We start from the raw sequence: 20,452 nt of genomic DNA, 5'->3' as shown, positions 1-20,452 counted from the left end.
AGCTAGTAAGGTTACCCACGAGTAGATAAACCCCCGGGTTCAAGGAGACACGCACTCATGGGCCACTACAAGAGCAACCTGCGCGACCTGGAGTTCAACCTTTTCGAGGTGTTCGGTCGGCGTGAGATCCTCGGCACCGGCCCCTATGCGGAAGTCGACGAGGACGTCGCCCGAAGCATCCTGGACGAGGTCAACAGGCTGTCCACCGGCGTCCTGGCCGACTCGTTCGAGGAAGGCGACCGCCACCCGCCCGTCTTCGACGCCGCGACCGGCAGCGTCACCGTGCCCGAGGGGTTCAAGAAGTCGTTCAAGGCGCTGGTCGACGGCGGTTGGGCGCACCTGGACCTGCCCCAGGAGCTGGGCGGCCCCGGCATCCCGCGGAGCCTGGCGTGGGCCACGGCGGAGATGGTCCTCGGCGCGAACCCCGCCCTGTACATGTACGCCGCCGGACCGAACTTCGCCTACACCCTGTGGAAGCTCGGCACCCCCGAGCAGAAGCGCTTCGCCGAACTGGCCATCGAGCGCGACTGGGGCGCCACGATGGTGCTGACCGAGCCCGACGCCGGTTCCGACGTGGGCGCCGGCCGGGCGAAGGCCGTGCGGCAGCCCGACGGCAGCTGGCACCTCGAGGGCGTCAAGCGCTTCATCACCAGCGCCGAGCACGACATGGCCGAGAACATCTTCCACCTGGTGCTGGCCCGCCCCGAGGGCCACGGCGCCGGCACCAAGGGCCTGTCGATGTTCCTGGTGCCCAAGTTCCACGTGAACCTGGAGGACGGCTCGCTGGGCGAGCGCAACGGCGTCTACGTCACCAACGTCGAGAAGAAGATGGGCCTGAAGGTCTCGACGACCTGCGAGCTGACCTTCGGCGACAAGCACCCCGCGATCGGCTGGCTGGTCGGGGACGTGCACGAGGGCATCAGGCAGATGTTCATGGTGATCGAGCACGCCCGGATGATGGTCGGCACCAAGGCCATCGCCACCCTCTCCACCGGCTACCTGAACGCCCTCGAGTACGCCAAGTCCCGCGTCCAGGGCGCCGACCTGACCAGGATGGCCGACAAGTCCGCCCCGCGCGTGACCATCAGCCACCACCCGGACGTCCGGCGCGAGCTGATGCTGCAGAAGTCGTACGTCGAGGGCATGCGGGCGCTCGTGCTCTACACGGCCACCTTCCAGGACGCCATCCAGCTCGACCCGGACGACCGGCACGCCCACGAGATGAACGACCTGCTGCTCCCGCTGGTCAAGGGCGTCGGCTCGGAGCGCTCGTACGAGCTGCTGGCCCGCTCGCTGCAGACGCTCGGCGGCTCCGGCTACCTGCAGGACTACCCGATCGAGCAGTACATCCGCGACGCGAAGATCGACTCGCTGTACGAGGGCACGACCGCCATCCAGGGCCTGGACCTGTTCTTCCGCAAGATCCTGCGCAACCAGGGCGCCGCGGTCGGCTCGCTGCTGGCGGAGATCAACGCGTTCGCGTCCTCGGACGCGGGCAACGGCAGGCTCAAGGACGAGCGCAGGCTGCTCGCCGAGGCCGCGGCCGACGTCAAGGCCATGGGCGACACGATGGCCGGGTGGGCGTTCGGCGCGCTGGAGACGCCGGAGGAGGTCTACAAGGTCGGGCTGAACACGACCAGGCTGCTGCTCGCGCTCGGCGATCTGGTGATCGGCTGGCTGCTGCTGCGCCAGGCGGAGGTGGCGCTCGCCCGACTGGCTGACGGCGAGGACCCGTTCTACCAGGGCAAGGTCGCCGCCGCCTCGTTCTTCGCGACGACCGTGCTGCCTCGGCTGGCCGCCGAGCGGCGCGTCCTCGACGCCACCGGGCAGGACCTGATGAACCTGCCGGAGGAGGCGTTCTAGACCTTCCCCGCCGCCGCGGGGGCACAGGGTACGGTCAGCAGATGAGCTCGACCTCGCACGATCACCCCCTGCCCCCGCCGCGCGTCGAAGAGGTCTCTGACGGCATCTACGCCTACATCCAGCCCGACGGGAGCTGGTGGATCAACAACACCGGCTTCCTCGCCGGACGCCGCGGCGTGATCGGCGTCGACGCCTGCTCGACCGAGCGCCGCACCAGGGCGTACCGGGAGGCCGTGGCCGCGGTCTCCGGCCGGCCGATCACCACGCTGGTCAACACCCACCACCACGGCGACCACACGTTCGGCAACTACCTGTTCCCCGAGGCGACGATCGTCGGCCACGAGGGCACCCGCGAGCACATCCTGGCCGAGGGCATCCCCGCCTACCGCGCGGCCTGGTCGGCCGAGGTCGAGTGGGGCGCGCTGGAGGCGGTGCCGCCGTTCCTCACCTTCACCGACCGCGTCACGCTCTACTCCGACGACCTGCGCTGCGAGGTCAGGCACGTCGGCGGCGCCGCCCACACGACCAACGACTCCTACGTCTGGATCCCTGAGCGGCGGGTGCTGTTCTCCGGTGACCTGGTGTTCAACGGCGGCACGCCGTTCGTGCTGATGGGCTCGGTGACGGGCGCGATCGAGGCGCTCTCCCAGCTCGACGAGCTGGACGCGGAGACGATCGTGCCCGGGCACGGCGAGATCTGCGGGCCCGAGGTCATCGACCGGGTACGCGGCTACCTGCGTTTCGTGCTGGCGACGGCCGAGCGCGGCCGGGCGGCCGGGCTGACCCCGCTGGAGACGGCCCGCGAGAGCGACCTCGGCGAGTGGGCGGGCCTGCTCGACCCCGAGCGGATCGTCGGCAACCTGCACCGGGCCTACGCCGAGCTCGACGGGCTGCCCCCGGGCGGCCCGATCGATCTGGTCGCCGCCGTGGGCGACATGATCACCTTCAACGGCGGCAGGCCACTCTCGTGCCTCGCCTGAGGGTGTGATCAGCCTTGCCCGGGTATGACCGTGGGCGTACTCGCTCTTTGCCTTCTGGAGGTCGTTGTCATGGGTGTCGGCGTCAGCATCTTCTTTCTCACGCTCGGCGCCATCCTGAAGTTCGCCATCGAACCGGATGTCTTCGGGCAGAGCGTCCACATGGACATCATCGGCATCATCTTCATGATCGTCGGTGGCGTGGGCGTGATCCTGAGCGTCGTGCTGGCCCCCAGGCGGGGGCGCACCTCCGACGAGCGGCTGATGCACCGCGAGAACCACCCGCCGGAGGCGTGACTAGACGTTCAGCTGGACGGCGGCCCTGTCCGCCATGATCGGCCTGATGTGCTCCGCGATCAACGCCTGGTGCCGGGGGTGATCGCGGTACACCAGGTAGTCGTCGACCGAGTCGAAGTCGGCGACCACCGCGAACTCGTAGTTGCCCTGGTTGATGCCGGCGTCGGCGCCCACCGTGTAGGCCCGCAGCTCCGGGATCAGGCCCGGGAGCTTGCGCAACTCGGCCGCGACCGTGGCCTTCTGCTCTTCGGTGGCGGCCTCGGTCCAGGTGAACAGCACGACGTGGCGAATCATGAGGTCAGCCTATCGAGAGCCGGTCCACGTTCGGCCCGCCGTTGACGGTCGTGGCGGTGGCCCTGATCTTGTTCACCCCCTGCACCAGGTCGGCCGTGACGGTGGCGGTCTGCCAGGTGTCCCAGTTGGTGGTGCTCGGGAAGTCACGCGTGAGCACCGCCGCGCCGTTCACCGCGATCGACATCGGACGGTTCGTCGTCGTCCCGTTGCTGAAGCGGAGCACCAGGTCGGCGGGGCCCGCGGTGGCCGCGTTCACCGTCCACTCGACGTAACTGCCCGTCACGTTGTCGTAGTTCACGAAACCCGTGCCCGTGAAGCCCGCGTGGTTGGACTCGACCACGCCCTGCGAGATCGTCGCGTCCTCGGCCTGGTAGTCGGTCGTCGGGGCCTGCGGGATCACCGCGAGCCGGTCGACGTTGGGGCCGCCGTTGGCGGTGGTGGCGGTGGCCCTGATCTTGTTGACGCCCTGGGCCAGGTCCGCCGTGACAGTGGCGGTCTGCCAGGTGTCCCAGTTGGTCGTGCTCGGGAAGTCACGCGTGAGCACCACCGCGCCGTTCACCGCGATCGACATCGGACGGTTCGTCGTCGTCCCGTTGCTGAAGCGCAGTTCCAGGTCGGCGGGGCCCGCGGTGGCCGCGTTCACCGTCCACTCGACGTAACTGCCCGTCACGTTGTCGTAGTTCACGAAACCCGTCCCCGTGAAGCCCACGTGGTTGGACTCCACCACACCCTGCGAGATCGTCGCGTCCTCGGCCTGGTAGGTGGCGGGGCCGGTGGGGCCGCTGTCGGTGGTCTCGGTGACCGGGGCCGAGGCGGCCGAGGAGTTGCCCGCCGCGTCGTGGGCCTTGACCGTGAACGTGTACGAGGTGCTCGCCGCCAGGCCGGAGACGGTGGCCGTGGTGCCGGTGACCGTGGCGGCCGGCGACGTGCCGTTGTAGACGTCATAGCCGGTCACGCCGACGTTGTCGGTGGCGGCGTCCCAGGTCAGGGAGACGCTGGACGAGGTCTTGCCGGTCGCGCGCGGGTTGCCCGGCACGTTCGGGCTCTCGGTGTCGGGCGGTCCCGTCGGGACGGTGACCGTCGAGGTGTTCCACCCGGAGACCCTGACGCTCGCGGCGCCGCTCAGGTCCGACGGGCGGAAGGTCGCCGTCAGCGTCTTCGACTCGCCCGGCCAGAGACTGATCGCGTTGTCCGTCCACTGGACCGGCAGCACCGGCCTGCCCGAACTGTCGACGACGTGCGCGTCCAGCATGAACGCCGGGATGGCGCCCGTGCCCGTGTTCTTGACCGTCACGGTGACCTTCCCGGCCTCCGGCGAGGACGCGGTGGCCGTGATCGGAGCCTGCGCCAGGGTGTTCAGCCCGGTCAGGTTGGCGTAACTGCTGGTCGGGACGTAGTACCAGTCGTTGCCCGCCCAGTCGATCACGTCGCTGGCGGTGGACAGCGCGTAGACGTTGCGGTCGATCTCCTCGCCGTTGCGCAGCAGCGACAGCCGTACCAGGTAGGTCGTCGACAGGCCGCTGATCGACGGGATCGTGACCGCCGTCGCCTTGCCGCCGTCGGCGGGCGCGCTGACCGTCGCCGTGTTGCTGTACTTGGACGTGCCGTCCAGGTTGAACACGTCGGTCTTGACCGTCAGGTTCGAGGCCGCCTGGGTCGTGGAGTTGACCACCACGACCGACTTGTTGTCGTAGGAGTACTGCACGTGCAGCGGCCTGTTCGCCTCACGCGTGCCCCAGTACGAGCCGCCCTGGTCGAGGTAGTAGTCGAAGAGCTGCCAGTGCAGCGAGGACCAGCCGCTGTTGAGCATCCAGTAGATGACGCCGGTCGACGGGTCGCTGGAGTCGGTGAAGTTGCGTCCGTACGCCTCGAACTGCGCCCGGACCGCCTCGTACTGCGCCAGCTGCGCCTTCTTCACGTAGTCGGTCAGCCCGGTCGGCGCGCCGTACCGGCCCCTGAGCGCGTTGTGGTAGATCGTCAGGTTGTTGAACGTGCTGGACGGCGAGCGGTGGTACTGCGTCGCGCTCGGGCTCTGCCAGAGCGAGTCGATCTGTGACGTGGTCATCATCCGCTTGAGCGAGTCGAGCGTCGGGACGTCCGGGCCCGCGCTGGTCTCGGAGTTGAAGCCGAACGCGCCGCCTTCGCGCTTGTTGTACCAGTAGTTCGGCGGCACCCAGTCGTACGGCCCCGGCATCTTCAGGCCCGAGTTGCCCAGTTGCGGGCTGGACTTGTCGGAGGCCACCGAGACGACCGGGAGCTGCCACTCGGCGGCGGTGAGCGCGTCGAGGTAGTCGGTCTCCTTCTGGGCCGTCGGCGGGTTGTCGGAGCCGATGAGGAAGGAGATCACGCTCGGGTGGTTGCGCAACCGCACCGCCTCCGCCTGCATGGACGCCTTGGCGATCGGGTAGTCGGCCGCGGCGAACGAGCCCTCCCACTTGTTGCAGCACTCCCAGCCCGGCATCATCAGGATGCCGTACTGGTCGGCCAGGTCGTACAGCTCGTCGGTGTCCAGGTGGCCCTCGACGCGGACGGTGTTGAGGCCGAGGTCCTTGACGTAGCGGATCTTGTCTTCCAGGTAGCCGAGGTTCTTGCGCAGGAAGATGTCGGGCGACCAGCCACCGCCTCTGATCAGGATGTTCCGGCCGTTGACCTTGTAGTAGCGGCGGCCGCCGGCGTTCTTGCCCGACTCGATCTTGCGGACGCCGAAGCGCTGCTTCAGCGTGTCGCTCTCCGCGCCGCCCACCGTGGCCGTGAGATTCAGGTCGTAGAGCGGCTGGGCGCCCATCGTGTACGGCCACCAGACCTGGGGGTTCGTGAGGGTCTGGGGGAAGGTGATGCGCTTGGTCTCGTTCGCCGCCAGGGCGACGTCCTGGGAGAACGTCTGAGACCCGATCGCGCCCGTGACCGTCGCCGTCACCGGGCTGCCCGAGCCGTTGCGGACGTCCGCCTTGATGGTGAGGTCGGCGCGGTCAAGGGCCGGGACGGCCAGGTTCGTGATCACGTGCGCGTTGCGGAGCGAGACGTCGGCGCTGCGCCGGATCAGGACGTCGCGGAAGATGCCCATGTTGTCGTCGCGCGGGACCTGGACCCAGTCGATCCAGCCGATCGTCAGGTTGCTGTTGGGGTTGTTCGGGTTGATCCGGAAGGCCACCGAGTTGGCGCCCGGGTGGACCAGGGCGGTGACGTCCCGCTCGTGCCTGGTGTAGGCGCCGGCGACCTGCGCGGCGGTGGCCACCTGGGTGCCGTTCACCCAGACGTCCGCGCTCGAGATCACGCCGCTGAAGTCGAGGAAGGTGCGCAGGCCGGTCTCGGTGCCGAGCGTGAAGTCCGAGCGGTACCACCACGGGACGTCGAAGTCCGCCGTCGGGATCGACTGCATGTTGGTGGAGTAGAACGGGTCGGGGTAGACCTTGTTCTCCAGCAGCCCGGCCAGGACGGTCGAGCGCGGGCCCACCGGGTACCAGCCGCTCGCGGCGTAGCCCGGGGTGGAGATGGTCGCGCCGGAGTCGGAGACCTTGGCCGACGACTGGATCTTGTAGCCGGCGAGCGCGGTCGAGGAGCCGGCGGTGACGGCCGGGGTGGCGGTCGCGGGTGCGGCCACCGCGGGCGCGGCCACCGCGGGTGCGGCCGCTGCGGGTGCGGCCACTGCCACGCCGGCCGCGCTCAGCAGCAACGTGCAGGTGGATAACAGGAGCAGGAGGAAGCGCGCCATGAGTCCTCGCAAGGCCGAGGGGTTCGTTAGTAAACCTTCTTAACAGCCATGGGCGAACTCGTAAATGCCCAACTTGTGGAAGGGTCCCTCGCCAGCGGGCAATAAGAGATGTCCTGCTCCTCTCACCAGGCAAGGGAGATCCTTGCGTGCTCACTGCCCCCGACGGCGCGATCGCCTCTCCAGAGCGCTTCGCCACCGTCTTCGACGTTCACTACGAGGAGATCCGCCGCTACATCGGGCGGCGGCTCGACCCCGGCGTGGCCGAGGACCTGGCCGCCGAGACCTTCCTGATCGCCTTCCGGCGGCGCACCCGCTTCGACGCCGCCAGGGGCGGGGTCCGCGCGTGGCTGTACGGCATCGCCACCAACCTCATCGGCCGGCACCGGCGCGCCGAGCTGCGCCGGTACCGCGCCATGGCCAGGACGGGCCCGCCACCCGACGACAGCGGGCACGACCAGCTGGTCGCCGACCGGCTCAGCGCTGAGGTGACGGCCGCGCGGCTGGCCGAAGCGCTGGCGGGACTGTCGCGCGGTGAACGCGACGTCGTGCTGCTCATCGCCTACGGCGAGCTCACCTACGACGAGGTGGCCGCGGCGCTCGGCGTCGCCAACGGCACCGTCGCGTCCCGGCTCAGCCGGGCCAGGGCCAAACTGCGGAACGCACTGGGAGTTGAAGTCTGATGCGGGAGTTCCAGCTCATCGACGAGGTCATGCCCGGCCTGCCGCCCGCGAGTCCCGCCGACGTCAACGCGGTCCGCGCCCGCGTCCTGGACGGCGGCCGCAGGCGCTCGCGCCGCCCGATCGTCCTCGCCGTGGCCGCCGCGCTCGGCGCGTTCGCGCTGCTCCTCCCCTGGTCGGGCGGCGATCAGGTCACCACGGCCACGACCAGCGGCCCCAGGACGGAGCTGGAGGCAGCCGCCGACCGGCTCGCCGCCCAGCCGACCGGCTCGGGAGCGAACTGGCTGCGCGAGATGGACCAGGTCTACGTGCAGCGGGCCCCCGAAGGTGGCTACCTGACGCAGGAGCGGCTCAGGGACCAGCTCTGGTCCACCGAGGACGGCCGGAACACCGGCGTCTACCAGCAGCTCTCCGTCAAGCCCTTTCGGCCGGGCGACGCTGCGGCGTGGAAGAAGGCGGGTTCGCCCGAACTGTGCACGATGGACTGCGGGAGGCGCTACATCAGCAAGCCGACCGCGGAGATCTTCGAGCTGGCGCAGGGGCTTCAGCTTCCGATCGCGCGGGTGCTGGCGCTGCCGACCGATCCGGGGACGCTCGCGGAAGAGCTGCTCAGGAGCTACCCCAGCGGGGCGAAGGTCGACAGGGACACCTGGCTCTGGCGTGCCGGCGAGCGGCTGCTGCTCGACTCCCCCGCCACGCCTGCCACCCGTGCCGCCGTCTACCGCATGCTGGCCGCCCTGCCCGGGACCACGATCGCCGCAGGGATCTCCGACGTCGACGGGCGGCCGGGGATCGCCCTGCGGCGGGGGGCTCCGATCCAGGAGCAGCTCGTGATCGACCCGGAGACGGGGAACCTGCTCGCGTCCCAGGACGTCGCCGTCGACCAGGTGGCGTCGGTGGCGCGGATGGTCGGGGTCGGCGTGCCCTACCAGTCCTTCGTCATCAGGCGGCTCGGCTGGACCGACGAGCCACCCCGCCTGCCCAAGCACTGACCCGGCGCGGCCCCCGCGCGCAGGCGCGGAGGCCGCCGTGGCGTCGTGCTGGGCGACCCGCCAGGAGGTACCTGGCGGGGCCTCAGAGTGTCAGCTCCAGGCGAGCATGCGGAGCGGGTCCTCCAGCATGGCGCCGACGTCGCGGAGGAACAGGGAGCCCAGTTCCCCGTCGACGATCCGGTGGTCGAAGGAGAGCGACAGGGTGGTCACCTTGCGGACGGCGAGCTGCCCGCCGACCACCCACGGCGCCTCCCTGACCTGGCCGAACGCGAGGATGGCCGCCTCGCCGGGGTTAAGGATCGGGGTGCCGGCGTCGACGCCGAACACGCCGACGTTGGTGATCGTGAATGTGCCGCCCGCCATCTCGGCCGGCTGGGTGCGCCCGGCCCTGGCCGTCTCCGTCAGCCGTCCGAGCCGCCTGGCCAGCTCGGGCAGCGGCAGCTCGTGGGCGTCCTTGACGTTGGGGACGATCAGGCCGCGCGGGGTGGCGGCGGCGATGCCGAGGTTCACGTAGTGCTTGACCACGATCTCCTGGGCGGCCTCGTCCCACGACGAGTTGATCATCGGGTGGCGTCGGGCGGCCACGAGCACCGCCTTGGCCACCAGGAGCAGCGGCGAGACCTTGGTGTCAGCGAAGTCCGGCAGCGCGCGCAGGCGGGTGACGGCCTCCATCGTCTCCGTCATGTCCACCTGGAGGAACTCGGTGACGTGCGGGGCGGTGAACGCGCTGGCGACCATCGCCTGCGCGGTCATCTTCCTGACGCCCCTGACGGGGATACGCTCCTCTCCCCGCTGAGGCGGAGCCTGCGGAGCCGTCACCGGGGTGGCGCCTTCCGCCGCCGCGTGGACGTCCTCCCTGGTGATCGAGCCCTCGGGGCCGGTGCCGGTGAGGACGGTGAGGTCCACCCCGAGGTCCTTGGCCAGCTTGCGGACCGGAGGCTTGGCCAGCGCCCTGCCTCTCACAGCGGGCGCCGCCATCACCACGCTCGGAGGCGCCGTGGGCGCCACGGCGGGAGCGACCGCTGCCGGTGCGGGTGAAGGAGCCGGGGTGGCGGGTTTGCGGGTGCGGCGCTTGGTGGCGCCGGTCTTCACGCCGTAGCCCACGAGGACCGCCTGGCGCTCCTCCTTGGGAGCGGGGCTGCCGTGGACGCCCGGTTCCACCGCGCCCTCCGCCGGAGGGCTGGGGACGGCTTCCTTGCCGCCGTCGGGCTCGGTGTCGACGGCGATGATGGGATTGCCCACGTCGATCGTCTGGCCCTCGTCGGCCATCAGGCCCGAGACCACGCCGTCCCACGGGATCGGCAGCTCGACGATGGACTTGGCCGTCTCGATCTCCACGACGATCTGGTTGACCTTGACCTGGTCACCCGGCTTGACGTGCCAGCGGACGATCTCCGCCTCCGTCAGGCCCTCGCCCACGTCGGGGAGCTTGAACTCGCGTCGCATGGAAACGAAAACCCCCTCTCAGTAGGCGAAGGCGCGGTCGACGGCGTCGAGCACCCTGTCCAGGTCGGGCAGGTAGTGCTCCTCCAGTCTCGACGGAGGGTACGGCGTGGAGAATCCGCCGACGCGCAGCACCGGCGCCTCCAGGTGGTAGAAGCACTGCTCGGTGATCCTGGCGGCGAGCTCGGCGCCGAAACCGCTGTTCACCGGCGCCTCGTGGACCACCACGGCGCGTCCCGTCCTGCGGACGGAGTCCAGCACCAGCGGCAGGTCCAGCGGGTTGAGCGAGCGCAGGTCGACCACCTCCAGCGAGCGGCCGTCCTCCTCGGCGGCAGCGGCCGCCTCCAGGCAGGTCTTGACCATCGGGCCGTAGGCGAACAGCGTCAGGTCGGTGCCCTGCCGCGCCACCCTGCCCTTGTCGAGAGGGGTCCACCAGTCGGTGGACGTGGTGTCGATCTCGGCCTTCTCCCAGTAGCGGCGCTTGGGCTCGAAGAAGATGACCGGGTCGTCGGAGTGGATGGCCTGCTGGATCATCGTGTACGCGTCGGCCGGGTTGGAGCACGACACCACGCGCAGCCCCGCCGTGTGGGTGAAGTACGCCTCCGGCGACTCGCTGTGGTGCTCGACCGCGCCGATGCCGCCGCCGCACGGGATGCGGACGACCACCGGCAACCTGATCGCGCCGAGCGAGCGCATCGGCATCTTGGCGAGCTGCGTGATGATCTGGTCGGCCGCCGGGAAGACGAAGCCGTCGAACTGGATCTCGCACACCGGACGGTAGCCGCGCAGCGCCAGCCCGATCGCGGTGCCGATGATGCCGGACTCGGCCAGCGGGGTGTCGATGACCCGGTCCTCGCCGAAGTCCTTCTGCAGCCCGTCGGTGACCCGGAACACGCCTCCGAGCTTGCCGACGTCCTCGCCCATGATGAGGACCTTGGGGTCGTCCTCCATGGCCTTGCGCATGCCCTCGTTGAGCGCCTTGGACAGGCTCAGCACGGTCACGACGCCTCCTTCCTCGGCGCCATGACGGTCATGCTGTGTCCCTTGGTTCCTGCGCTTCGCTCAGTCACGGAAGCCCTCCAGGTACGCGGCGAACTGGGTGCGCTCCTCGTCGATCAGCGCGTGCGGCTCGGCGTACACGTGGCCGAAGATGTCGAGCGGGTCCGGGTCGGGCATGGCCAGACAACGTCTGCGCAGGTCGGCGCCGAGCTGGTCGGCCTCGGCCTCGATCGAGTCGATGAACTGCTGGTCAGCCAGCTCGTTCTTGAACAGGTACGCCTTCACCCGCTCGATGGGGTCCTTGAGCTTCCACGCCTCCAGCTCGCTGGCCACCCGGTAGCGGGTCGGGTCGTCGGTGGTGGTGTGCGCGCCCATGCGGTACGTGAACGCCTCGATCAACGTCGGCCCCTGGCCTTCGCGGGCGTTCTTCAGCGCCTGACGGGTGACGGCGAGGCAGGCGAACACGTCGTTGCCGTCGACCCTGATGCCGGGGAAGCCGAAGCCGGAGGCCCGCCGGTAGAGGGGAATGCGGGTCTGCTTCTCCAGTGGCTCGGAGATCGCCCACTGGTTGTTCTGGCAGAAGAACACGATCGGCGCGTTGAACACGCTGGCCCAGATGAACGACTCGTTCACGTCGCCCTGGGAGGTGGCGCCGTCGCCGAAGTAGGCGATGGCGGCGGCGGTGGCGTCGTCGCGCTGGATGCCCATGGCGTACCCGACGGCGTGCAGCGTCTGGCTGCCGATCACGATCGTGTACAGGTGGAAGTTGTGCTCTTTCGGGTCCCAGCCGCCGTGGTTGACGCCGCGGAACAGGCCGAGCAGCTTCACCGGGTCGACGTCGCGGCACCAGGCGACGCCGTGCTCGCGGTAGGTGGGGAAGGCCATGTCGGAGTCGGTCAGCGCGCGGCCCGAGCCGATCTGCGCCGCCTCCTGGCCGAGCAGCGACGCCCAGATGCCGAGCTCGCCCTGCCGCTGCAGGGCCACGGCCTCCAGGTCGATACGCCGGACGAGCACCAGGTCGCGATAGAGGGACCTGACCTCTTCCGCCGTCAGGTCGATGTCGTAGTCGGGGTGCTCGACCCGCTCTCCCTCCGGGGAGAGCAACTGGACGAGCTCCGGGGGTGCTTCGGCACCACGAGAGGCGTCGACTGTCACGTGCCGCTCCTGTGCGGTCGGGGCCGGTGTCGATGGGGTTGCCACCTTAGGCCAGCCTTTTGAGCGTGCGGACCATGTGGTGGTGGTTCGTACGCGTTTGGGGACATGGTGGCAGACGTCACAGCCCTCCGCGCAAGCCCCATGCCCTCCCCGTTCCCTCTGTGTCCGCGGCGACACGTCCACTGGGACTGTCGTGAACCTTTCCATCCACTCGCGGCAATAAGGGGTAAAGATCGCGCCAGGACGACGGCTCACCCGCGCTTGTAACCCTTCGGTCTCGTGGCGACAAGAAGAGACAACGATCAGGTCAGGGGGGCGACATGTCAGGGCCTGTCACGGAGGGGTGCGGCCGTGATCCATACGGTCCCGGTGAGATCCGGGCGTCCGACGGTCTGTCGCTGAGTTAGCCATGGTTGCGCCGTCAGTTCTGTTCAGGCTGCCCGAAAACAGGGTGATCATGGTCGCTCTCGTCCCGGCGGTCGCGCTGCGCGTGATGGCGATGCTGGGTTACCCGTCCGCGCTCTGGTTCTGGGCGGACTCCTTCACCTACGTGCGCGCGGCGGCCGACCCCGCGCCCGGAGCGTTCCGGCCCGCCGGGTACTCGCTGCTGCTCGCCGCGCTCCGGCCCGCGCACAGCCTGGCTCTGGTCACGACCGTGCAGCATGTGCTCGGCCTGGCCCTGGCGGTGGCGGTGTACGCGCTGCTGCGGCGGCGCGGGCTGCCGGGCTGGGGAGCGACGGTCGCCGTCCTTCCGCTGCTCTACGACGAGTTCCTGATCCTGCTCGAGCACATGATCATGGCGGAGGCGCTCTTCACCGTGCTGGTCACCGCCGGGGTGCTGGTGCTGCTGCGGACCCCGGTCAGCCCGCGCGCCGCCGCCGCGGGCGGGGTGCTGCTGGGCCTGGCGGGCATCACCCGGACGATCGGCGTGCCGGTGCTGGTGCTGGCGGCGGGCCACCTGCTGCTGCGGCGCGCCGGATGGCGGCCTCTCCTCTGCCTGCTGCTGGCTGGAACGTTCCCGCTGGCCGGGTACGCGGGGTGGATGCGGGCGGAGGCGGGCACGTTCGCGCTGACCAGAGCCGACGGGATCTTCCTGTGGGGCCGCACGACGACGTTCGCCGACTGCGGCGTGATCAGGCCGGAGCCCCGGCTGGCGGCGCTCTGCCCGCGAGGGGCCGACCGGGCCGCGCCGCCGTTCTGGCTCTGGGGGGCGTGGTCGCCGCTCAAGCGGGTGCCCGACCGCGAACGCAACAGGCTGGCCGGGGAGTTCGCCAGGAGCGCGATCCTCGCCCAGCCGGGCGGCTACCTCGGGGCGGTCGGCCAGGACCTGGGGCAGTTGCTGCGCTGGGAGCGGACCACCGCCCGCAGCGAGTCGAGCCGCAGGACCAACCCGTACTGGTTCCCGTTCGAGGAGCAGAGGCGGCGTGACCGGGCCGCGGAGGCCTACGCGGGCGGCCGGGCCGACACCAGGATCGTCGAGCCGTTCGCCGGGTGGCTGCGGGCCTACCAGCGCTTCGGCTACCTGCCGTTCCCGCTGCTCGCGGCGCTGCCGGTGACGGTTCTCACACTCGCGCCCTTCCTGGCCCGCCGCGACGCGCTGCTTCCCGCGTCGAGCGCCGCGCTGCTCGTGCTCGCGCCGCCCTTCGTCGCCGGGTTCGACATCCGGTACGTGATCCCGGCCATCCCGCTGACCTGCCTGGCCGCCGGGCTGGTCGTGGCGGGCACTAGGCTGAGACCGCTGTTCGCACCAGACCAGGAGGACCCCAGTGGCGCGCGTCATCGTGGACGTCATGCTGAAGCCCGAGATTCTCGACCCGCAGGGTCAGGCCATCGCCCGCGCTCTGCCCCGGCTCGGCTTCTCCGGTGTTTCCGCCGTGCGGCAGGGCAAGCGATTCGAGGTCGAATTGGCCGGCCCGGCCGACGAGGCGGCGCTCGCGGACGTCCGCAAGATGGCCGAGACATTGCTGGCGAACACCGTCATTGAGGACTACACCGTCCGCGTTGAGGGCTAGAACGGCACATTTGCCACCTGGACTTTCCCCTGATGGGTAAAGTCGGATTCTGCCGTGCCACAATGCCACGGGCTTGCCAACAGTAAATAACAACAACGTGATTTTGCGGTTAGCCCCGATTTCACGGGGAAACCTACTCCAGGTGACATTGCGGAGCCCGGAGGAGTCCGGTGGATATTGAGTTCTCGTTGGCACTGCCTCGGGCTGCCGTCGGCATCCCGATGGTCAGGCGGGTGCTAGGCGATGCGATGCGTTCGCTCCACGTGAGCGAGACGTGCATCTCCGACATGCTGCTCGCGGTCTCCGAGGCGTGCTCCAACGCGGTGCGGCACGGTGGTCCCGCCAACCGCTACGAGGTGACGGCGTCGATCGGCTACGGGCGCTGCGACGTCCGCGTGGCCGACAGCGGAGGTGGTCTGCCGTCGATGCCGCCGCACTTTCCACCCTCCGACACCGAGAACGGCCGCGGCCTGCTGATCATGCGCTCGGTCGTCGACGAGGTCTCCTTCGGCGTCACCCCCGGCCACGGCACGACCGTCCACCTGCGCAAGCAGCTCGCCTGGGATGACGAGGCCAGTGCCCGGCCCCGCGAGCTCGCCGCCGTCTGACCTTCCCCCAGCCCCTGAGGAGGGCCTCTGACGAGGACCCAGACGGGGGCCCCTGACGAGGGCCAACGAGAACACACAGGCGCACCCGATAACCTAGAGAAGCCGCCCGCCGTCCGCCCCGAAGAGACGGTGGCCGCGCGCTCCTCGGAGGGGACGACTGTCATGAGCGCTGCCCGTGTGGGCGTAGTCACGTTTCCAGGAACTCTCGACGACCAGGACGCCGCCAGAGCCGTGCGCCTCGTGGGCGCGGAGGCGGTACCGCTGTGGCACGCCGACCACGACCTGAAGGGGGTCGACGCGGTGTTCCTGCCCGGCGGCTTCTCCTACGGCGACTACCTGCGCTGCGGCGCCATCTCCAGGTTCGCGCCGCTGATGCAGGAGCTCGTCCCGGCCGCCAGGAACGGGCTGCCCGTGCTCGGCACCTGCAACGGGTTCCAGATCTTGTGCGAGGCGCACCTGCTGCCCGGTGCGCTGACCCGCAACGCGTCCCTGCACTACGTCTGCCGTGACCAGCGGGTGCGCATCGAGCACGCCGACACCCCCTGGACCGGCTCCTACACGCAGGGCCAGGAGATCGTGCTGCCGGTCAAGCACGGCGAGGGCCGCTACGTGGCCTCCGCCGAGACCCTGGCCGCGCTGGAGGCGAACGGGCAGGTGGTCGTGCGCTACGTCGACGGCAACCCGAACGGCTCGATGAACGACATCGCGGGCATCCGCAACGAGGCCGGCAACGTGGTCGGTCTCATGCCGCACCCCGAGCACGCCGTCGAGGACCTGGTCGGCGCACCGAGCACCGACGGCCTCGGCTTCTTCACCTCCATCCTCGAGAAGCTGGTAGTGAACGCATGAGCACCGACTCCGTCAAGAGAGCCGAGGGCACGCCCGACGAGCCGATGCCCTTCGCCGAGCTGGGCATGAAGCAGGACGAGTACGACCGGGTCAAGGAGATCCTCGGCCGCCGTCCCACCGGCTCCGAGCTGGCCATCTACAGCGTGATGTGGTCGGAGCACTGCTCGTACAAGTCGTCCAAGGTGCACCTGCGGCAGTTCGGCACCAAGGCGCCGAAGTCCGAGGCGCTGCTGGTCGGCATGGGCGAGAACGCGGGCGTCGTCGACATCGGCGACGGCTGGGCCGCCACCTTCAAGATCGAGTCCCACAACCACCCGTCGTACGTCGAGCCGCACCAGGGCGCCGCCACCGGCGTCGGCGGGATCGTCCGCGACATCATGTCGATGGGCGCCCGCCCGATCGCGGTCATGGACGCGCTCCGCTTCGGCGGCGCCGACGCCACCGACACCCGCCGAGTGCTGCCCGGCGTGGTCGAGGGCATCAGCCACTACGGCAACTGCCTGGGCCTGCCCAACATCGGCGGCGAGGTCGTCTTCGACCCCTGCTACATCGGCAACCCGCTGGTCAACGCGCTCTGCGTGGGCCTGCTGCGTAAGGACCAGATCAAGCTGGCCACGGCGCCGGGGCCGGGCAACAAGGTCGTGCTGTTCGGCGCGTCCACCGGGCCCGACGGCATCGGCGGCGCGTCCGTGCTGGCCAGCGCCACCTTCGAGGACGAGTCGCACGCCAAGCGGCCCGCCGTGCAGGTCGGCGACCCGTTCATGGAGAAGCTGCTCATCGAGTGCTGCCTGGAGCTGTACGCGGCCGACGTGGTCGTCGGCATCCAGGACCTCGGCGCGGCCGGTGTGTCCTGCGCGACCACCGAACTGGCCGCCAAGGGCACCGGCGGCATGCACGTCGACCTCAACCTGGTCCCGCTCCGCGACCCCTCGCTCAGGCCTGAAGAGATCCTGATGAGCGAGTCGCAGGAGCGGATGATGGCCGTCGTCCGTCCGTCCGACATCCCGGCCTTCATGGCGATCTGCGAGAAGTGGGACGTCCCCGCGACCGTCATCGGCGAGGTCACCGACACCGGCCGGCTGGTGATGACCTGGAACGGCGAGACGATCGTCGACATCCCGCCCGGCACCGCCGCCGACGAGGGGCCCGTCTACGAGCGGCCGTTCCACGAGCCGGCCGGGCAGGCCGCGCTCAACGCCGACACCCCTGAGAGCCTCGACCGGCCGGCCGACCTGCGGGCCACCCTGCTCCAGCTGCTCGGCTCGCCCAACCTGGCGTCCAAGGAGTGGGTGACCTCCCAGTACGACCGCTACGTCCGGTCCAACACGGTGCTGGCGCAGCCCGCCGACGCCGGGATGGTGCGCATCTCCGAGGTCATGGCCGGGGCCGAGCCCACGACCAGGGGCATCGCGCTGGCCACCGACGGCAACGGCCGCTACGCCAAGCTCGACCCGTACGCGGGGGCGCAGCTCGCGCTGGCCGAGGCGTACCGCAACGTGGCCGTCACGGGGGCCGAGCCGCTGGCCGTCACCAACTGCCTCAACTTCGGCTCGCCCGAAGACCCCGAGGTGATGTGGCAGTTCGCCGAGGCCGTGCGCGGGCTCGCCGACGCCTGCAAGGCCCTCGGCGTGCCGGTGACCGGCGGCAACGTCTCCTTCTACAACCAGACCGGCTCGACCGCCATCCACCCCACCCCGGTGGTGGGCGTGCTCGGCGTGATCGAGGACGTCGCCAAGCGGGTCAAGCCGGGCTTCACCGCCGAGGGGCTGCGTATCGCGCTGCTCGGCGAGACCCGCGACGAGTTCGGCGGCTCCGAGTGGGCGCACGTCGCCCACGGCCACCTCGGCGGGCTGCCGCCCGTGGCCGACCTCGAGGCCGAGCAGGCGCTGGCCACCGTGCTGGTGGAGGCCGCCAGGCGGGGGCTGCTGGAAGGGTCGCACGACCTGTCCGACGGCGGGCTCGCGATCGCGCTCGCCGAGTCGTGCCTGGTGCGAGGCGTCGGCGCCACCGTGACGCTGAGCGGCGACGTGTTCACCGCGCTGTTCAGCGAGTCGGCGGGGCGGGCGCTGGTGGCCGTCCGGCCCGAGGCGTTCGACGAGTTCGCGGCGCTGTGCGGCGACCACGAGGTGCCCTGCTACGGCCTCGGCACCACGGGCGGCGAGGCGCTGGTGGTGGAGGGCGCGCTGGAGGTTCCGGTGGCGGAGTTGCGCGAGGTGCACTCGGGCACGCTGCCCGCGCTGTTCGGCTGACGTACGTGAGAAGAGGGCCCGGTACGGCGTACCGGGCCCTCTTCCTGCATGTCAGGCCGGTGCGCGGCCCCTTCGGGTGTTACGTCTTCGTGTTGGTCACGAAACAGAGGGTGACGGACGGGATTGACGCCACTTGGCCCCATCAAAGGGTTGCGCAAGCGGGCCCGATAACCCCGCGCAAAAGGGACGTACGTCGTACGTCATAGTGGAGGTCATGGTCGCGGTCTCCCCCGAGTACCACAACCGCCTCCGCTACGCCTGGCGCGTCTGCTCGGTCACCAGCCTGGGGCTCGTCCTCATCGGCGTCGCGGGCAGCACGCTGAACGTCGCGCTGCCGGCGGTCGTGCGGCACTTCCACGCCGACCCGTTCCAGTCGGGCTGGATCCTCCTGTCGTTCCTCCTGGTCAACACGGCCAGCCTGGTGTTCTTCGGCCGGGTCGCCGACCTGCTGGGCAGGCGGGAGGTGTACCTGGCGGGCTTCGCGCTGTTCACCGTGGCCTCGCTGCTCGCCGGGCTGTCGCCGGACGTGTGGTTCCTGGTCGCGATGCGCGTGTTACAGGCCGTCGGCTCGGCGATGATCCTGGCCAACGGCACGGTCATCATCACCGACGCCTTCCCTCCCGACAGGCTCAGCCAGGGCATGGGCGTCTACATCGGGACGCTGTCGGTGGCGCAGCTCGCCGGCCCGACGCTCGGCGGCCTGATCGCGGAGACGGCGGGCTGGCAGTGGATCTTCTGGGTGAACGTGCCCGCCGGGCTGCTCGCGCTGGGCTGGGGCGCGATGATCCTGCGCAAGGTGCCCCGGGGGCCGAAGGAGCCGGTGGACGCGCTGGGCAACGCGCTGGTGTTCGCGGCGCTGTCGGCGGCGCTCATGGCGCTGTCGGAGGCGGGCTCGGGCGGCCTGTCGAGTCCGCTCGTGCTGGGCGGATCGGCGGTGTTCGTGGCGCTGGTGCCGCTGATCGTGCTGGTGGAGCGACGGGCCTCGCATCCGGTGCTCGACCTGCGGCTGTTCGGCGGGCGGATGCTGGCCTGCGCCAACCTGGCGTCGTTCTGCAACGCGGTGGCCCGTGCGGCGCTGATCCTGGTGGTGGCCCTGTACTTCCAGGCGGCGAGGGGCGTGGACGCCTTCACAGCCGGCCTGAGCGTCCTGCCGGTGCCGGTGGGCATGGCCCTGGCCTCGCCGATCGCGGGCTCGCTCGGGCGCAGGGTGTCGCCGTACGCGCTGTCCGTCGGCGGCTGCCTGATGAGTGCAGCGGGGCTGGCGACGCTGATGCTCACGGCGGATCCCGCCACCCCGTACTGGATCATCGGCGTCGGCCTCTTCGTCGCCGGGTGCGGCAGTGGCACGTTCCTGACGGGCAACACCACGCAGGTCATGCGCGCGCTGCCGAGCGGGAGCCTCGGGGTGGTGAACGGCTTCCGGCTCATGGTGATGAACGTCGGCATCGTCCTCAGTGTGGGCCTGTCGCTGAGCGTCCTGGCAGGGTCGGTGGGCCCCCAGCTGCGAGCGCAGGTCTACGCCGCCACCCTGGCCAGGCTCTCACCGGTGGCGGTGGACCAGCTGATGGGCGGCTTCCAGCACACGTACGCGGTGCTGTTCGCCGTCGCCCTCGCGGGCGCCGCCCTGGCCGCCCTGGCGCGTGACGCGCGACCCTAAGGCCGGCGGGCGGCGGCAAGGGTTTCGATGCCGGTGAGGACGAGGTCGACGCCGAAGGCGTCGTAGAAGCCGGGGCTCATGCCCTCGACCATCGGGCCGGCCATCTCCACCAGGTTCGGGTACCTGTCGGCCGGCAGGGACTCAAGGCCCAGGCGTTTCACCCGCACCAACTCGGCGACCTCCTCGGGGGTGCGGCCGGAGGCGAAGTGGACGGGCGCGTCGGCGATGGCGATGGCGCTCTGCAGCAGGTACTTGGAGATCAGGCAGCTCTCCTCGATGCTGAACCCGGCCTCGCGGGCCAGGCCGAGGGCCAGGTCCCAGACGACGAGGAAGCTGGGCACGGCGGCCTGGTCCACCTGCGCCAGGACGTTCTTCGCGCACGGGTAGCGGCGCAGCACCCGGATCAGCCCCTCCGCCAGGTCGCGTAGCCGGCACTGCCACGAGCGGTCGTCGGCGGGCTCGGGGGCGAAGTCGGAGATCAGGTGGTCGGCCATGCCGACGAGGAGCTGCTCCTTGTTCTTGAAGTGCCAGTAGAGGGCCATCGGCGTCACGCCCAGGTCGGTGGCCAGACGCCTGATGGTCACGGCGTCGAGCCCTTCGGTGTCGCCGATCTCCAGGGCCTGTTCCACGATCGCCTGCGCGGTCAGTTTTCCCATCACGGTTGACAA

At 70.1% G+C, this 20,452-nt stretch carries 16 protein-coding genes; 10 read left to right on the top strand and 6 right to left on the bottom strand.

Features of this window, described 5'->3' with window-relative positions; translation table 11 throughout:
* Positions 1-57: 57 nt before the first annotated feature.
* The 3 genes from ABZ297_RS07860 to ABZ297_RS07850 all read left to right on the top strand — a co-directional run bounded on the left by ABZ297_RS07860 (position 58) and on the right by ABZ297_RS07850 (position 3,137).
* The gene (locus ABZ297_RS07860) at positions 58-1,863 is read left to right on the top strand and encodes an acyl-CoA dehydrogenase (RefSeq protein ID WP_355341102.1); all 1,806 of its coding nucleotides are present in this window, start codon (positions 58-60) and stop codon (positions 1,861-1,863) included.
* A gap of 41 nt (positions 1,864-1,904) precedes the next feature.
* Complete coding sequence (locus ABZ297_RS07855) at positions 1,905-2,843, top strand: MBL fold metallo-hydrolase (RefSeq protein WP_355341099.1); 939 nt, start codon at positions 1,905-1,907, stop codon at positions 2,841-2,843.
* A gap of 69 nt (positions 2,844-2,912) precedes the next feature.
* Positions 2,913-3,137: a DUF6458 family protein gene (locus tag ABZ297_RS07850; RefSeq protein ID WP_355341096.1), complete on the top strand. Its 225-nt coding sequence runs from the start codon at positions 2,913-2,915 to the stop codon at positions 3,135-3,137.
* Here the strand turns inward: ABZ297_RS07850 and ABZ297_RS07845 are convergent, their stop codons facing one another.
* The gene (locus tag ABZ297_RS07845) at positions 3,138-3,431 is read right to left on the bottom strand and encodes a Dabb family protein (RefSeq protein ID WP_355341093.1); all 294 of its coding nucleotides are present in this window, start codon (positions 3,429-3,431) and stop codon (positions 3,138-3,140) included. It abuts the gene before it with no gap.
* A 4-nt stretch (positions 3,432-3,435) separates the two neighbouring features.
* On the bottom strand, positions 3,436-7,143 hold the full coding sequence (locus ABZ297_RS07840; RefSeq protein ID WP_355341090.1) for a CBM35 domain-containing protein: 3,708 nt from the start codon (positions 7,141-7,143) through the stop codon (positions 3,436-3,438).
* Between the two features lie 146 nt (positions 7,144-7,289).
* On the opposite strand from ABZ297_RS07840, the gene ABZ297_RS07835 reads away from it, so the two are divergent.
* Together ABZ297_RS07835 and ABZ297_RS07830 are read left to right on the top strand one after the other, a co-directional pair.
* The gene (locus tag ABZ297_RS07835; protein ID WP_355341087.1) at positions 7,290-7,823 is read left to right on the top strand and encodes an RNA polymerase sigma factor; all 534 of its coding nucleotides are present in this window, start codon (positions 7,290-7,292) and stop codon (positions 7,821-7,823) included.
* Complete coding sequence (locus ABZ297_RS07830) at positions 7,823-8,812, top strand: CU044_5270 family protein (protein WP_355341084.1); 990 nt, start codon at positions 7,823-7,825, stop codon at positions 8,810-8,812. The genes ABZ297_RS07835 and ABZ297_RS07830 overlap by 1 nt, the downstream gene beginning before the upstream one ends.
* Before the next feature lie 90 nt (positions 8,813-8,902).
* On the opposite strand, the gene ABZ297_RS07825 is transcribed toward ABZ297_RS07830, so the two are convergent.
* From ABZ297_RS07825 to pdhA, 3 genes are read right to left on the bottom strand one after another with little or no spacing between them, the layout of a single operon-like run.
* Positions 8,903-10,258, bottom strand: coding sequence for a dihydrolipoamide acetyltransferase family protein (locus tag ABZ297_RS07825; protein ID WP_355341081.1), 1,356 nt, complete (start codon positions 10,256-10,258; stop codon positions 8,903-8,905).
* Positions 10,259-10,276: 18 nt separating this feature from the next.
* Positions 10,277-11,257 carry an alpha-ketoacid dehydrogenase subunit beta gene (locus tag ABZ297_RS07820; RefSeq protein WP_355341078.1) on the bottom strand — a complete coding sequence of 327 codons (981 nt, stop codon included), beginning with the start codon at positions 11,255-11,257 and terminating at the stop codon, positions 10,277-10,279.
* Between the two features lie 60 nt (positions 11,258-11,317).
* Positions 11,318-12,409, bottom strand: coding sequence for a pyruvate dehydrogenase (acetyl-transferring) E1 component subunit alpha (gene pdhA / locus ABZ297_RS07815; RefSeq protein ID WP_350812073.1), 1,092 nt, complete (start codon positions 12,407-12,409; stop codon positions 11,318-11,320).
* Between the two features lie 1,766 nt (positions 12,410-14,175).
* On the opposite strand from pdhA, the gene purS reads away from it, so the two are divergent.
* The 5 genes from purS (at position 14,176) to ABZ297_RS07790 (ending at position 19,784) form a co-directional block, all read left to right on the top strand.
* Positions 14,176-14,421 carry a phosphoribosylformylglycinamidine synthase subunit PurS gene (gene purS / locus ABZ297_RS07810; RefSeq protein WP_355341075.1) on the top strand — a complete coding sequence of 82 codons (246 nt, stop codon included), beginning with the start codon at positions 14,176-14,178 and terminating at the stop codon, positions 14,419-14,421.
* 221 nt (positions 14,422-14,642) lie between these two features.
* Positions 14,643-15,029, top strand: coding sequence for an ATP-binding protein (locus tag ABZ297_RS07805; RefSeq protein WP_355341141.1), 387 nt, complete (start codon positions 14,643-14,645; stop codon positions 15,027-15,029).
* 162 nt (positions 15,030-15,191) lie between these two features.
* Positions 15,192-15,878, top strand: a complete 687-nt coding sequence (gene purQ / locus ABZ297_RS07800) for a phosphoribosylformylglycinamidine synthase subunit PurQ (RefSeq protein WP_355341072.1) — start codon at positions 15,192-15,194, stop codon at positions 15,876-15,878.
* On the top strand, positions 15,875-18,127 hold the full coding sequence (gene purL / locus ABZ297_RS07795; protein ID WP_355341069.1) for a phosphoribosylformylglycinamidine synthase subunit PurL: 2,253 nt from the start codon (positions 15,875-15,877) through the stop codon (positions 18,125-18,127). The genes purQ and purL overlap by 4 nt, the downstream gene beginning before the upstream one ends.
* 214 nt (positions 18,128-18,341) lie before the next feature.
* The gene (locus tag ABZ297_RS07790) at positions 18,342-19,784 is read left to right on the top strand and encodes an MFS transporter (protein ID WP_355341066.1); all 1,443 of its coding nucleotides are present in this window, start codon (positions 18,342-18,344) and stop codon (positions 19,782-19,784) included.
* On the opposite strand, the gene ABZ297_RS07785 is transcribed toward ABZ297_RS07790, so the two are convergent.
* Positions 19,781-20,440: a TetR family transcriptional regulator gene (locus tag ABZ297_RS07785; protein ID WP_355341138.1), complete on the bottom strand. Its 660-nt coding sequence runs from the start codon at positions 20,438-20,440 to the stop codon at positions 19,781-19,783. The genes ABZ297_RS07790 and ABZ297_RS07785 overlap by 4 nt on opposite strands.
* Between the last annotated feature and the right edge of the window lie 12 nt (positions 20,441-20,452).

It is taken from the genome of Nonomuraea sp. NPDC005983, assembly GCF_040614375.1.
GTDB lineage: Bacteria > Actinomycetota > Actinomycetes > Streptosporangiales > Streptosporangiaceae > Nonomuraea.
Note: the sequence above shows the minus strand (reverse complement) of the source record. Positions and strands in the feature narration are given on the sequence as shown.

Bases quoted from the DNA above. Each gene is read 5' to 3' on its own strand.
- purL (WP_355341069.1), top strand. From the start codon at position 15,875: ATGAGCACCGACTCCGTCAAGAGAGCCGAGGGCACGCCCGACGAGCCG.
- ABZ297_RS07830 (WP_355341084.1), top strand. From the start codon at position 7,823: ATGCGGGAGTTCCAGCTCATCGACGAGGTCATGCCCGGCCTGCCGCCC.
- ABZ297_RS07790 (WP_355341066.1), top strand. From the start codon at position 18,342: ATGGTCGCGGTCTCCCCCGAGTACCACAACCGCCTCCGCTACGCCTGG.
- ABZ297_RS07845 (WP_355341093.1), bottom strand. From the start codon at position 3,431: ATGATTCGCCACGTCGTGCTGTTCACCTGGACCGAGGCCGCCACCGAA.
- purQ (WP_355341072.1), top strand. From the start codon at position 15,192: ATGAGCGCTGCCCGTGTGGGCGTAGTCACGTTTCCAGGAACTCTCGAC.
- ABZ297_RS07850 (WP_355341096.1), top strand. From the start codon at position 2,913: ATGGGTGTCGGCGTCAGCATCTTCTTTCTCACGCTCGGCGCCATCCTG.
- ABZ297_RS07825 (WP_355341081.1), bottom strand. From the start codon at position 10,258: ATGCGACGCGAGTTCAAGCTCCCCGACGTGGGCGAGGGCCTGACGGAG.
- ABZ297_RS07785 (WP_355341138.1), bottom strand. From the start codon at position 20,440: ATGGGAAAACTGACCGCGCAGGCGATCGTGGAACAGGCCCTGGAGATC.
- ABZ297_RS07805 (WP_355341141.1), top strand. From the start codon at position 14,643: ATGGTCAGGCGGGTGCTAGGCGATGCGATGCGTTCGCTCCACGTGAGC.
- ABZ297_RS07855 (WP_355341099.1), top strand. From the start codon at position 1,905: ATGAGCTCGACCTCGCACGATCACCCCCTGCCCCCGCCGCGCGTCGAA.
- ABZ297_RS07840 (WP_355341090.1), bottom strand. From the start codon at position 7,143: ATGGCGCGCTTCCTCCTGCTCCTGTTATCCACCTGCACGTTGCTGCTG.
- ABZ297_RS07860 (WP_355341102.1), top strand. From the start codon at position 58: ATGGGCCACTACAAGAGCAACCTGCGCGACCTGGAGTTCAACCTTTTC.